Source organism: Paraburkholderia sp. J8-2 (assembly GCF_905220195.1).
Taxonomy (GTDB): Bacteria; Pseudomonadota; Gammaproteobacteria; order Burkholderiales; family Burkholderiaceae; genus Paraburkholderia.
In genome coordinates, this window is sequence record NZ_CAJMZA010000001.1 from 541,525 (window position 1) to 554,071 (window position 12,547).

Sequence of the window (12,547 nt, forward strand, 5' to 3'; positions counted from 1 at the left end):
CAACCTCGCTTGAACATGACTGCAACCATACCGGGGCGCGAAGTATTCAGGAAATTTATTCTTGTGATACTGCGGCATAACGATTCGTGACACCCCGGCTACTGCCGCTGCTTGCGCATGAGACGGCCGATCTGCTCGCGCAGCCAGCGATGCGCGGGGTCCGCCGTCACGCTGCGGTGCCAGTAGCCATGCGTCTCGAGATCGGGAAGATCGAACGGCAGCGCCAGAATGCGCGCGTCATAGCGCTTGAGCAGCATGAGCGGCGCGGTCAGCACGAGGTCGGTGCGCATCGCGATCAGGGGCGCGACGAGGTAGTGCTGGACGCGGGTCTGGATCGTGCGCCTCACGCCCAGCTTGTTGAGTTCCGTGTCGACGAGACCGGGCCCCTGCCGGCGGCTCGACACGTGAATATGGCCAAAGCGCAGGTAGTCGTCGATCGTCAGCTTCTTCTTCGCGAACGAATGCTCGTTGCGCACCATGCACGCGTAACGGTCGCTGCCGAGCGGCTCCTGTTCGAGGTACGGGTCGTCGATGAGGGGCGCGTCGATCGCCAGATGGACTGCGCCGCTCGCGAGCGCTTCGGGCACGTCGCGGCGGGTCGTGAAGTAGCTTTCGATACGGATGCCGGGCGCGAGGCGCTGCAGCACGTCTTCCAGCGCGGGCAGCAGCAACGCCTCGGTCAGGTCGTTCATGCTGAGCCGGAAGGTCCGCTGCGACGAAGCCGGATCGAAACGCTCACCGGCATGGGTGCTCGAATCGAGCAGCTGAAGCGCCTCACGCACGCGGCCGATGATGTTCTCGGAAACCGGCGTGGGCATCATGCCGGCCGGCGTGCTGACAAAGAGCGGATCGTCGAATGCCTTGCGCATGCGCGCGAGCGCGTTGCTCACGGCGGGCTGCGTGATGAACAGCAGTTCCGCTGCGCGCGTGAGGTTGCGCGTTCGATAGACGGCTTCGAAAACGACGAAGAGATTTAAATCGACTTTGGATGGGCGCATAGCCTGAGCCTAACCGCCCGGTCGCAATGCCGTCAATCGAGGGCGTGATCGGGAACCCTGCGTCGCATGGCGTCGTGACCGCGAGCGGCAAGCCCCTCGCGGCTGCCCGAGTTGGACGTGGCTGAGCCGCCTGGCCAGTTCGTCGTCCCCCTGCGAGTCGTTCCTGTTCAGTCGGCAAGCCGCCACGCGCAACCCCGGCGTATGATTTCCTCCAATGATGCTTGAGGGCCCTTCGCCATGAGCACGGGATATCAACACACCGGCCGCCTGCTCGATCTCGACGCCGTGCAGGCCTTCGTGCTGGTTGCCGACCTCAGCAGCTTCACGCGGGCGGCCGAGGTGCAGGACACCACGCAGTCGGCCATCAGCCTGAAAATCAAGCGGCTCGAGGAACGGCTCGGCAAGCGCTTGCTGGAACGAACGCCCCGGCACATTCAACTGCTGCCCGAAGGCGTGGCGTTTCTCTCTGCCGCGCGCGAGTTGCTGAGCGCACATGATCGCGCATTGGCCAGCGACGTTCGCGAGCAGCGCAGCCTGCGCCTTGGCATCATCGATCACACCGCTGCGGAAGAGTTGATTCCGCTGCTTGCGCGCGTATCGAGCCACGACCCGACCTTGCGTGTGGAAGTGCGCATCGGCGCTTCGAGCGAGATGCTCGAAGCGTACGACGCCGGCGAACTCGACGCTGCCTACGCGCGGCGCGACCCGGCGCGGCGCGATGCGGAGCGCCTCTTCGTCGAGCACTGCGCATGGTTTGCAGCGCCGCAGTGGTCGCCCAACCCGGATGAGCCGTTGCGCGTGGCTTCGCTATCCGCACCCTGCGGGGTGCGCGCCAACGCGCTCAAGGCGCTGGACGAAGCCGGCATCCCATGGACCGAGGTGTTTGTCGGCGGCGGTATCGGCACGGTTGGCGCGGCCGTCATGGCAGGACTCGCTGTGGCGCCGTTGACGAGGCGAGGACGGCCGCCGCGCGCGGTAGACGTGGGAAGCCGCTTCGGATTGCCGCCGCTCGCACCGATCGAAATCGCGGTCTACACGCGCGTACGCGACGCGTCCTTGAAAGAAGCCATTCGCATTTTTGGCGCCGCGCTGCGCAATGCGAATACGCGCTTCTGAAGGCAGGGGTCAGAACTTCTGCTGCAAGCCGACCATCACGCCAAGCTGGTTCATGCCGGTCGCGACCGTGCCGCCAGCCGCGACCGAGTTCGCGGCCTGTGCACTGTTGAACATGTAGCCCACCGACGTGTACACCATGGTGCGCTTCGAGAACAGGTAATTCACGCGCCCGATGAGTAGCGTCGAGTTGGCGTCCTTCGCGCCCTGAGAGCCGCGCTGAAGATAGCGCACGCCCTGCGTGTCGAAGAAAAACGCGGGCGTGACATAGTACGTGCCCCCCGCAAAGAAGATATCGGTCTGCAAATGGGTGGCGGCCGCGAGGTTGTTCCTGATCCACCCGAAACCGATCTTCGCCGAGCCCAATATCACGTAACCATCGACGATGTTGTGCGTATCCGTGTAGCGGCTGTTGTTCAGCGGCGCCGTGGCGCCCGCGCCGCCGCGCAATACGTCATACGAGGCCGCCACGCCAAAGCTCGCCGAATCGTATGCGAGGAGCGCCGTATATTGACGGCACGCCAGCATATTGCCTGGAACCTGCCCGGGGCAGTTGGTTGCACTCGGTCCGGCTGGGCCCGCGGCGTCGCGGCCGAAGCTGTAAGTGCCGCCAATCGTGACGCCGTGGAATTTGCCCATATAGCCGATCGCGTTGTCGCTGCGGGCGTTCGGCAAATAGGAATCGAAGACGCTCAGCGAATGAATCGACGGGCCAATCACATCCGCGTTGAACAGCGCGTACATCGTCATGCCCATCTGCCTGCCGAGCGTGATCGAGCCGTAATCGCTGCTGATACCCACGTTCGATTGAATGCCGAAGAGCCGGCCGCCGTAATTCAACGTGCCGTTGGTGGGCTGAAAGCCGTTCTCCAGCACGAAGAAGGTCTTGAATCCGCCGCCCAGGTCCTCAGTGCCCTTTAGGCCCCAGCGCGAAGGCAGACGCCCGGTCAGCGAAGCCATGCCGACGAACGTCCCGCCGCTGGCCGTCGCATGGTTATAGTATGAGAGGCCCGTATCGATAATTCCATAAAGCGTGACGCTGCTCTGGGCGTGCGCGAGCCCTGTCACCGCGACCAGCAACGCGGCACTCCACTTCATCTTCATGACGTTCTTGTCTCCAGGTTCGGCAATGCTTCGCCGTATTTATTTGGATTACTTAGTAATTGCGCGAATACCTTCTCAATGATCTACGACCCATGACGATTGCGAGACGATTGTGCTAGCCTCGGCTCGCAATCGGCGCCAGCACGTCAGTCGAAATACATCAAATCGCCATCATCGCCGTTGAACGCTTTCCACGCCGGCAAGCCCGCGCCATTCGGATTACCGGACTCCACAAATTTCAGGAAGTGACTCTGAATTCGGGCCGACAACGCGCGGCTGCGCGGCTCGTCGATGCCTTCGAGCATGGGTGCCTCAATCCAGTTCTCAAAATTGCCAAAGAAGAACGGCAATTCAAGGCAATGGCAAGCGCCCACATCCGGCTGTGGAGAGGGAAAATCGAACCGATAGGCGAATACGCCGCTTCCCGCTTCGGCCATGCGCTTTGCGAAACGCCGCGTTGGGCCCACGATCAGCTTTTCCGAGCTCAACTCGACCAACGCGGCATAAGGCTTCCGCTCAAACCGGCCTTCGGCCACGCGCTCGTATCGAGCTTCCGCAGCGTCGCCGAATTCGTCCTTGAACTTCTGCAGGGCCTGTTCCTGCGTCGCTCCAAGGAGCGCTGGGCTGCTCGCAAAAAAACTGCCGGACTCATCGCGTGTCCAGCCTATGAAGACCGGTTTGCCTCCGAAGCGCTCCTGAGCATCTGCGCCGGGGTCCGCTGGCACGTTGCCGCTCGCTACCGACATGAACGCGATGGGAACCTCGGCAAACTTCGCCACGGCGCCAGTCAGCCGGGTTTGTGCTTGCAGGATGTCCTCGACAGGCATCTTGAGCAGTTCCTCGCCGCTAGTAGCGATACCAGCGGTATCGCACAACTGCTCCGCAATCGTCTGTGCTTTAGACGGCGCCATCGGCTGAAGGCCCGGATAGCTGAGCATGGCAATCGCCTTCACCAGCCCATGGGTCGACGGCATCGAGGCCAGCAGCTGCGCGAACCAGGCGCCCGCCGACTGGCCCGCTACGACGATGGAATCCGGGTCGCCACCGAAACTGGCGATGTTCTTCCTGACCCACTGAAGCGCCAGTTCGAGATCCGAAACGGCGAGATTGCCCGCCGATATGCCCTCCATATAGAGGTTGCCCAGCACGCCGAGCCGATAGTTCATCGTCACGACCACCGCGCGGCCAAGACCGGCGAGCGATTCGCCCGAGTAGCATGGCAGCGCCCCGCCGGTCATGAACCCGCCGCCGTGGATCCAGAACACGACCGGTAATTTGCCAGTGAGGTTGGGCGTAAAAACATTCAGCCTGAAAGCATCTTCGGACTGCTCAACGCCTCGAGCAGTCGGTCCCATGACGAAATCCAGGCGGCTTGGCAATTGAGGAAAGACCGGGCCAGGTCGGGTAGAATTTCGCTGACCGTTCCAGCGCGCTGGTTCTGTGGCGGGCCGAAAGCGCCCGCCATTCGCCGCGTAGGGAATATCGAAGAACGTGTGTACACCATCGTTGGTCACGCCTTCGAGTACGCCCTGCTCGCATTGGGCAAGTACGGTGCCCTTCATGTAGCCTCCTTTGTCTTGCGCACTCGCGCACATAGGTTTATCGCATCCGACAACCACGAGCTTACGGATCGACAGCGGAAAGAAAATGGAATTCTTCGCCGCCCCCCCATGACAAAAGTTCAACCCGGCCCGGATCATGAACTCACTGCAACAACGCCTGAAGCTCCGTCACATCACCGTCGTGGTGGAAATCGCGCGGCTAGGCAGCCTGCAAAAAGCGGCTGAAGCGCAGAACGTCAGTCAGTCCGCGCTTTCCAAGGCGTTGGCCGAGATCGAGGGGATAGTCGGTGCGCAGCTTTTTGAACGCACGCCGAGCGGAATGCGCCCGACCCTTTACGGCGAAACCCTCGTGCGTCACGGCCATCTGATCGCGAGCGACGTTCAGCGAGCGGAGGCCGAACTCGAGGCATTGCTGAATGGGGATATCGGCAACCTGTCGATAGGCATCTTTTCGCCGCTTACCTGGTGGGGGACGCTATCGGATTGCGTGAGCGACTTTCGGATCAAGTGGCCACGCGTGCGACTAGCGCTGCGCGAAGGTTCGATGGAAATGTTGCTGGAGAATCTCGACCAGGACCTTGTGGATATTGTGATCGGGCGGATGGCCAGTGGATTCGGCAGCGAACTCTATAAACTCGAAATGTTGAAGCGTGACATGCCCGTCTTTCTCGCCCAGCGAGGACACGCTTCGACTTTGAAGCCGGTGGCGCTTCACGAGCTTCTGGACTATCCGTGGATACTCCCGCCCCAGCCGAATATCATCAGGCAACAGCTCGAGTTCGCGATTCGGGACATGGGGCTGGCCATGCCGCCGAATGTGTTGTCGTCGCAGGTGTCGCCGCTGGCCTTCCGTCTGGCCAGCCAGAGCGATGCCCTCGTCCTCTCGTCCGAATGCATCGCCGACGAGCTATGCGCCCAATATCGCCTGCAACTCGTGCAATGTGAATTGCCGCTGCATATCGGGCCTCTCGTCGCCATCACGCGTAGCGATAAACCGCTCACGCACGCATCGGCAACTTTTCTAAGGGAGCTTAAAGGGCGATTAGGCCACGCCCAAATGGAGGAGTGAGTTTGACTGCGTGCGACTGAACAGCGGACAACCTAGCGCCTCACCGCACGCTTGAGGGTTTGCGACGGCGTTTCGCCAAAGAGCTGCTTGTAATCGTTGGAAAAGCGGCCGAGATGCGAAAAGCCCCAGTTCATCGCGATGGAAGAAACATTGCGCTCGGAGCAGTCGGAAAGAATTTCGCGCCGCACGGCTTCGAGCCTGTACTTCTTCAGATAGGCCATAGGCGCGTGCCCGAAGTGCTGCCCGAAGCCTTCGAACAGCTTGTAGCGCGAGACGCCCGCTGCGCGCTCGATGTCTTCGAGTGCAATGTTTTCACGAGCGTTGTCGTGGATAAACTGTTTCGCGCGCAACAAATAATGCGGACACGCTGGGCGCATTGCATCGGCAAGCGCCTGCGAGTAGTTGTGCGGCTGCGAGAGCAACAGCCCCTTGATCAGCGCCTGTTCGAGATCGCCCACCATCTGCTGATGATTGAGCAACGGGCCGGCGCTCCCCATTTCGGCCAGCAGGAACTTGACCATGCGCCACCACGATGCCTGATCGCCGTCGGCGGCATTCATCTGCGGCTCGAACGTCAACGCGGCCTCGAGCGGCCGCTGCAATAGTCCTTCCAGCACCTGACGCAAGGCCGGGCTCGGAATCGACACGATGATCTTGCGGCAATTGCCCGTGATCGCAAGGTCCTGCGTCTCATGCGGCGACAGCACGAGGCCGCTGTCCTGGTCCGATAACCACAGGCGGCCGTGCGCGGCAAGTTCCTGTTGCCCCGTAAGCGGCAAACTCACGCTATAGCAGTTAAGCGGCGCATCGTTGTGCACGGAGACGGTGACGTCGGTGCCGTACTCGACGTAGCCCAACGTGCTCGCCATGGAGCGCATTACCGTGCCGCTATGATGGAATTGCAGTGCCTTCGGGCTGCGAACCTGCAGCCCATGCGGTCCGCAAATCGACGCCATCCAGTCGCGCGCGCCTTCGAGGTCGTGACGCAGTGCGTCAATACCTCGGCTGTCGTGGGCGGCGGGGGTTGGCATGGTGTATCACTGAGCAATGGGGGAATGCTCAATGGTAAACCACGCCACGCGCGGACAAAATAACGAAACACCCCGAGTGCGTACAACCCCGCAGCGTTACACAGCGGTTTGCGCGCTGTTGCTGTCCCCAAATTTTTCGTAGTAAAGACGGTGGTCGTCGAGGCTTGCGTTCGCGAGCCATGTCTTGATTGCCTCGACCATCGGCGGCGGGCCGCACACATACATGTCGAACGGGTTCGCTTCGAGCATCTCGCGATCAAAGTGTTCGGGAATGAGCCCAGTCTTGCCTTGCCATACTTCAGACGGATTCATCACCACGATATCGCACGCGAAGTTTGCAATGCGCTCCTCGTACGCCTTCAAACGATCGAGTTCGCACAGGTCACGCGCGTTCGTCACGCCATAGTAGAGGTGAACCTTCTGGCCACAGCCGCCCTTGTGCGCGAGATCGTCGAGCATGCCCAAAAAGGCCGAGAGCCCCGTTCCGCCTGCCACCATCACGAGCGGCCGTTCGACCTGCCGCAGATAGAACGTGCCGAGCGGCGCCTCGAATTCGACGCTCTGCCCCGGCTCGCAGCGCTCGCGCATGTAGTTGCTCATCGCGCCGTCGGGCAGCAGGCGAATCAGGAACTGAAGCTGGTTGTCGTCGTCGGGCCGGTTGGCAAACGAATACGAACGCCACACGTCTGCACCCGGCACTTTCAGGCGCGCATACTGCCCGGGCAGGAAGTCGAGCCGACCTGAGTGAGCACTTGCGTCCAGATGCAGGATCGCCGTTGTTTCGGATACCTGCTTAACGGCCGTGACACGGCCCGTGATCGACGTGGTGCCGCCCGCGCTGCACAGGCTCGAATCGAAGTCGAAGTAAAACGACGCGTCCGATTGCACACGCGTCTGGCAGGACAGGATCTTGCGCGCGGCGAGATCGTCGGCGGACAGGGTTTCTTCGTCGACATAGTCGAGCGTATAGCTGCCCGATTCGCAGCGCCCCTGGCAGGTTCCGCACACGCCCTCACGGCAATCGAGCGGAATGCTCACACCATTGCGCAGCGCGGCGTCGAGCAGGAGTTCGCCCGAGCGGACATCGAAGAACACGGTCTTGCCGTCGGCAAAACTAAAGGCGACCTTGTGGCTCATTTCGTGGCACTCCCGCTTACAGATGGTAGAAGTCGAGCACGGCGTTGATCGTGTCGTTGAGCAGCAGGACATGCTTGCGCGCGATCTTCCAGGTGTCGCCGTCCGGGCGCAACTGATACGTGACGCGTCCGAAGAAGTGTTCGGCAACGCCATGGCGCGCGTAAAACGTGGCCCAGTTGGCCTTCGCTTCCAGCTCGCCGTTTTCGCACTCCGCGATACGCACATTGGTGATCTGGTGCAGCGTGCGCGGCAGCGGCGTCGACGCTGCCGACTTGCCCGTGCGCAGGCGGAACACGCGATCTTCGAGACCCGTGCGGTTCGAGTAGTAGATGAGCGACATGCCGCGCTTCGGGTCGGTCGTGTACACGTGCTCGGAGTCCCATTGGGGCACATGAAATTCGCTGTGTTCGTCGAACAGGTCGAGGTACTCGTCCCAGCTCTGCGCGTCGCAAAGCTCGGCCTTGCGATACAAAAACTGCTCGACCGCGTGTTGCTGCGCGTGCGTAATGGCCATGGCTCAAGCCTCCTTCGTGTTGTTCGATTGCTGTGCGAGGCCCTTCAGGAGATACGTCTGCCACGCGCCGTGCTGGTTGACGTAAAGGCCCTCGTGGGTCAGCTCCGTGCCGCACAGCACAGGCTCGATGCCGAGCAGGCGCGCACTCGCCGTCTCGCCCGCCACCCACTTGTGATGACCGCGCGAGATATCGCTCCAGCGCTCGAGGCGCGCCTGGAAGCCGCGTTGCTGCTCGCGGAATTCCACGAGATCGTCCGGCGTGCCCATGCCTGAAACATTGAAGAAGTCTTCGAACTGGCGAATGCGGCTTTCGCGGTCCTGATCCGATTCGCCCTTCACGCCGATACACTGGCTGATGACCTCCGTTTTATTCCAGGCGACCGGGCGCACGATACGCAACTGCGAGCTGATCTGATCCATGAAAAAGAGGCTCGGATAGACGTTCAGGTTGCGCAGCCGATGCATCATCCATTCGGCCTTCTCCTGGCCGTATGTTTCGACGAGACGCGGCATGACGCTCGCATAGCCGGGGCGCACGCTCGGGTTCGGCATGTCGCTGAACAACACGCTATGGCCGTTCTTGAACGCGAACCAGCCGTCGTCGGTCTCGGCATCGCCCGCGCCGAGCTTGCTGTAGTCGAGCGTGCCATTCGCCGCGCCGCCGTTCTGCGCGTTCGCCTCTTGACGGCGCTGCACCGTGGCGACGTAGTTGTAGTGGACCGTGCTCACGTGATAGCCGTCGAGGCCATTCTCGTTCTGCAGTTTCCAGTTGCCTTCGAACGTATAGGCCGACTTGCCCGGCAGCACCTCGAGTTCGCCCGTCGGCGATTGCGCGACCATCATGTCGAGGAAGATGCGCGAGTCGCCCAGGTATTCTTCGATCGTATCGGTGCCATCGACGTCGAGACTGATGAACACGAAGCCCTTGTAACTCGCGATACGCGCCTTCTTGAGGCCGCGCGTGGACTTGTCGAAGTCTTCGCAGTACTCGCCGGGCGCCTTGACCTTGACGAGGCGTCCATCGCTCTTGTAGCACCACGCATGGAACGGGCACGTGAAGGTCGACTGATTGCCCTTGCCCATGCGCGTGAGCGTCGCGCCGCGATGCTGGCACGCGTTGATCATCGCGTTGAGCTGGCCATTGCCGTCGCGCGAAATGATCATCGGCTGGCGACCGGCGCGCATCGTCATGAAGTCATGGGGCTTGGGGATCTCGCTCTCGTGGCACGCGTAGATCCAGTTCTTCTCGAAGATGAACTCCATCTCCAGGTCGAACAGTTGCGGCTCCGTGAACATCTCCCGCGCAATGCGATAGACGCCTTCTGCCGGACGGAAATCGAGGCATCCGCCAACGAAATCCTGCCATTGCGACGCGATTTTCTCTGTGCTCACGATGGGTTCTCCTCCTGCCATTTAGCGGTCTTGCGACCAGGTCCTTGATGAGCTGGATTGAATACCCACGGCGGCGCCGGCGCTATCCGCCTGGTCGGCGTTCGCTATCCGCTTTTTTTGCCGCGCGTTTTCCTCGTGGCCGGACGTGGCTTTGCGACGCCCGGCGGCCGGCCATGCACAGGCCGCTTCAAAGCGGTTTCGCGCCCGCGCCGAAAAAAACGGATAGTGAGTGTCGACCAGGTGGATAGCGCCTGCGCGGGCCCGGATATCTAATGCGCTCAACGCCCCCCTAAAACCAGTTGGAGACAGTCATCATGAGCGTGAAAGTATTCGAAACCAGCGAAGTGCAAGACCTGTTGAAGGCCGCCACGAACGTGGATGGCAACGGCGGCAGTACGCGTTTCAAGCAGATTGCCCACCGCCTGCTGAGCGATCTGTTCAAGGCGATCGACGATCTCGACATCACCCCCGATGAGGTCTGGACCGGCATCAACTATCTGAACAAGCTCGGCCAGGACGGCGAAGCGGCACTGCTCGCGGCTGGCATCGGACTGGAAAAGTATCTGGACATCCGCATGGACGCCGCCGACGAGCAAGCGGGCATCCGCGGCGGCACGCCGCGCACGATCGAAGGCCCCTTGTACGTTGCGGGCGCGCCAGTGCGCGACAGCGTTTCGCGAATCGACCTCGACGCCGATGAGCAAGCGGGCCCGCTCGTGATTCACGGCATGGTCACGGGCCCGGACGGCAAGCCGGTAGCAGGCGCCGTGGTCGAATGCTGGCATGCCAACTCGAAGGGCTTCTACTCGCACTTCGACCCGACCGGCGCGCAGAGCGACTTCAACCTGCGCGGCGCGGTGAAGACCGGCGCCGATGGCAAATACGTATTCCGCACGCTCATGCCCGTGGGCTACGGCTGCCCGCCGCAAGGCGCCACGCAGCAGTTGCTGAACGCGCTGGACCGTCACGGTGAGCGTCCGGCGCACGTGCACTTCTTCGTCACGAGCGACGCTCACCGCAAGCTGACCACGCAGTTCAACGTCGAGGGCGATCCGCTGATCTGGGACGACTTCGCCTACGCAACGCGTGAAGCGTTGATTCCGCCAGTGACGGAAAAGACCGGTGGCGCCGCGCTCGGGCTGAAGGCCGACGTGTACAAGGACATCGAGTTCAACCTCACGCTGACGCCGTTCGTTCAGGGCAAGGACAACCAGATCGTCAACCGGTTGCGCGCCGCCGCTGTGGCATAACTGTCGTCAAACCGGCGAAGGCGCCGACTCCACCTGTCCCGCACGCCGCCGATACAACCAGAGCGTCGCCGCGAACCCGCACAGCGCGGCAAAGCTGAGCCAGTAGCCCGGCGCAGCTTTGTCGCGCGTGATCTCGATCAGGTACGTCGACACCGCCGGCGTGAAGCCGCCGAACAGCGCCGTCGCCAGACTGAACGCCAGCGAGAAGCCAGCAACGCGCACCTGGGCCGGCATGACTTCGGTGAGCGCGGCGACCATCGCGCCGTTGTACATGCCGAAGAAAAACGAGAACCACAGCAGCACGATCAGCATGCGGCCAAAACTCGGCGCAACGGCAAGCCACGAAAGCGCCGGATACGCCGTGAGTATCGCCAGCGTGGAGATGGTGAGCAGAATCGGCTTGCGGCCTATGCGATCGGAAAGCGCGCCGCCAATGGGAAGCCACGCGAAGTTCGAAATGCCTACGAAGAGCGTCACGATGAGCGTATCGGCCGTGGAGAGCTTGAGTACGGCTTTGCCGAAGGTCGGCGTATAGACGGTGATGAGATAGAACGTCGTGGTCGTCATCGCCGTGAGCAGCATGCCGGCGATCACCGTGCGCCAGTTGACCAGCAGCATCGCGAAGATTTCGCGCGCGCCCGGGTGATGCGGACGCGCTGCGAACGCAGCGGTCTCCTGCAGCGAACGGCGCAGAATGAAGAGAAACGGCACGATCGCGCAGCCGATGAAAAACGGAATGCGCCAGCCCCACGCGCCGATCTGCTGCGCGGAAAGCCACTGATTCAACGCGTAGCCGAGCGCGGCGGCCATGACGATCGCGACCTGCTGGCTCGCCGATTGCCAGCTCGTGTAGAAGCCCTTGTTTCCGGGCGTCGCCATTTCCGCGAGATACACCGAAACCCCGCCGAGTTCCGCGCCCGCCGAAAAGCCCTGCAACAGCCGGCCGAGCAGCACGAGCGCGGGCGCAAGCAGCCCGATGCTCGCGTAACCGGGTACGCAGGCAATCAGGATCGTGCCGCTCGCCATGATGGAAAGCGTGACGATCAGGCCCATGCGCCGCCCCACTTTGTCGATATAGGCGCCGAGCAAAATCGCGCCGAGCGGACGCATGAGGAAGCCCGCGCCGAATACGGCGAAGGTCAGCATCAACGAGGCATATTCACTCGACGAAGGGAAGAAGATCTTCGAGATCGACGTGGCGTAGAAGCCAAACAGAAAGAAGTCGAACTGTTCGAGGAAGTTGCCGCTCGTGACGCGCAGCACGGCCGCTGCCCGCGAGGCACGCGAGGCTTGCGAGGCGCCGTGTACGCCCGAAATGGCGCTCGGCTCTGTGGGGTTCATGGGACGTCTCCTGTGGTTGTTGATGTCGTGCGGGGG

The 12,547-nt window shown here is 62.0% G+C and carries 11 protein-coding genes; 3 read left to right on the forward strand and 8 right to left on the reverse strand.

The window, feature by feature from the left end; translation table 11 throughout:
• Positions 1–98 precede the first annotated feature (98 nt).
• Positions 99–998 carry a LysR family transcriptional regulator gene (locus U5A52_RS02340; RefSeq protein ID WP_321933718.1) on the reverse strand — a complete coding sequence of 300 codons (900 nt, stop codon included), beginning with the start codon at positions 996–998 and terminating at the stop codon, positions 99–101.
• Positions 999–1,235: 237 nt separating this feature from the next.
• On the opposite strand from U5A52_RS02340, the gene U5A52_RS02345 reads away from it, so the two are divergent.
• Positions 1,236–2,114, forward strand: coding sequence for a LysR family transcriptional regulator (locus U5A52_RS02345; RefSeq protein ID WP_321909585.1), 879 nt, complete (start codon positions 1,236–1,238; stop codon positions 2,112–2,114).
• 9 nt (positions 2,115–2,123) lie between these two features.
• On the opposite strand, the gene U5A52_RS02350 is transcribed toward U5A52_RS02345, so the two are convergent.
• Positions 2,124–3,215: a porin gene (locus U5A52_RS02350; RefSeq protein WP_321933720.1), complete on the reverse strand. Its 1,092-nt coding sequence runs from the start codon at positions 3,213–3,215 to the stop codon at positions 2,124–2,126.
• A gap of 146 nt (positions 3,216–3,361) precedes the next feature.
• Positions 3,362–4,777 carry a carboxylesterase/lipase family protein gene (locus U5A52_RS02355; protein ID WP_321933723.1) on the reverse strand — a complete coding sequence of 472 codons (1,416 nt, stop codon included), beginning with the start codon at positions 4,775–4,777 and terminating at the stop codon, positions 3,362–3,364.
• 136 nt (positions 4,778–4,913) lie between these two features.
• On the opposite strand from U5A52_RS02355, the gene U5A52_RS02360 reads away from it, so the two are divergent.
• The gene (locus U5A52_RS02360; protein ID WP_321933725.1) at positions 4,914–5,846 is read left to right on the forward strand and encodes a LysR family transcriptional regulator; all 933 of its coding nucleotides are present in this window, start codon (positions 4,914–4,916) and stop codon (positions 5,844–5,846) included.
• 32 nt (positions 5,847–5,878) lie between these two features.
• On the opposite strand, the gene U5A52_RS02365 is transcribed toward U5A52_RS02360, so the two are convergent.
• The 4 genes from U5A52_RS02365 to antA form a co-directional block, all read right to left on the reverse strand.
• Complete coding sequence (locus tag U5A52_RS02365) at positions 5,879–6,877, reverse strand: AraC family transcriptional regulator (protein ID WP_321933727.1); 999 nt, start codon at positions 6,875–6,877, stop codon at positions 5,879–5,881.
• Between the two features lie 96 nt (positions 6,878–6,973).
• Positions 6,974–8,014: an anthranilate 1,2-dioxygenase electron transfer component AntC gene (gene antC, locus U5A52_RS02370; protein WP_321933729.1), complete on the reverse strand. Its 1,041-nt coding sequence runs from the start codon at positions 8,012–8,014 to the stop codon at positions 6,974–6,976.
• A 16-nt stretch (positions 8,015–8,030) separates the two neighbouring features.
• Positions 8,031–8,528, reverse strand: a complete 498-nt coding sequence (gene antB, locus U5A52_RS02375; protein WP_321933731.1) for an anthranilate 1,2-dioxygenase small subunit — start codon at positions 8,526–8,528, stop codon at positions 8,031–8,033.
• Between the two features lie 3 nt (positions 8,529–8,531).
• On the reverse strand, positions 8,532–9,920 hold the full coding sequence (gene antA, locus U5A52_RS02380; protein WP_321909596.1) for an anthranilate 1,2-dioxygenase large subunit: 1,389 nt from the start codon (positions 9,918–9,920) through the stop codon (positions 8,532–8,534).
• 314 nt (positions 9,921–10,234) lie between these two features.
• Between antA and catA the strand changes: the two genes are divergently transcribed.
• Entirely contained in the window at positions 10,235–11,170 is a 936-nt protein-coding gene (gene catA / locus U5A52_RS02385; protein ID WP_321933733.1) for a catechol 1,2-dioxygenase, read from the forward strand.
• A gap of 6 nt (positions 11,171–11,176) precedes the next feature.
• On the opposite strand, the gene U5A52_RS02390 is transcribed toward catA, so the two are convergent.
• Positions 11,177–12,511, reverse strand: coding sequence for an MFS transporter (locus tag U5A52_RS02390; protein ID WP_321933735.1), 1,335 nt, complete (start codon positions 12,509–12,511; stop codon positions 11,177–11,179).
• Positions 12,512–12,547: the final 36 nt, after the last annotated feature.

Coding starts and splice junctions, on each gene's coding strand:
- U5A52_RS02340 (WP_321933718.1), bottom strand. CDS start 998: ATGCGCCCATCCAAAGTCGATTTAAATCTCTTCGTCGTTTTCGAAGCC.
- U5A52_RS02345 (WP_321909585.1), top strand. CDS start 1,236: ATGAGCACGGGATATCAACACACCGGCCGCCTGCTCGATCTCGACGCC.
- U5A52_RS02350 (WP_321933720.1), bottom strand. CDS start 3,215: ATGAAGATGAAGTGGAGTGCCGCGTTGCTGGTCGCGGTGACAGGGCTC.
- U5A52_RS02355 (WP_321933723.1), bottom strand. CDS start 4,777: ATGAAGGGCACCGTACTTGCCCAATGCGAGCAGGGCGTACTCGAAGGC.
- U5A52_RS02360 (WP_321933725.1), top strand. CDS start 4,914: ATGAACTCACTGCAACAACGCCTGAAGCTCCGTCACATCACCGTCGTG.
- U5A52_RS02365 (WP_321933727.1), bottom strand. CDS start 6,877: ATGCCAACCCCCGCCGCCCACGACAGCCGAGGTATTGACGCACTGCGT.
- antC (WP_321933729.1), bottom strand. CDS start 8,014: ATGAGCCACAAGGTCGCCTTTAGTTTTGCCGACGGCAAGACCGTGTTC.
- antB (WP_321933731.1), bottom strand. CDS start 8,528: ATGGCCATTACGCACGCGCAGCAACACGCGGTCGAGCAGTTTTTGTAT.
- catA (WP_321933733.1), top strand. CDS start 10,235: ATGAGCGTGAAAGTATTCGAAACCAGCGAAGTGCAAGACCTGTTGAAG.
- U5A52_RS02390 (WP_321933735.1), bottom strand. CDS start 12,511: ATGAACCCCACAGAGCCGAGCGCCATTTCGGGCGTACACGGCGCCTCG.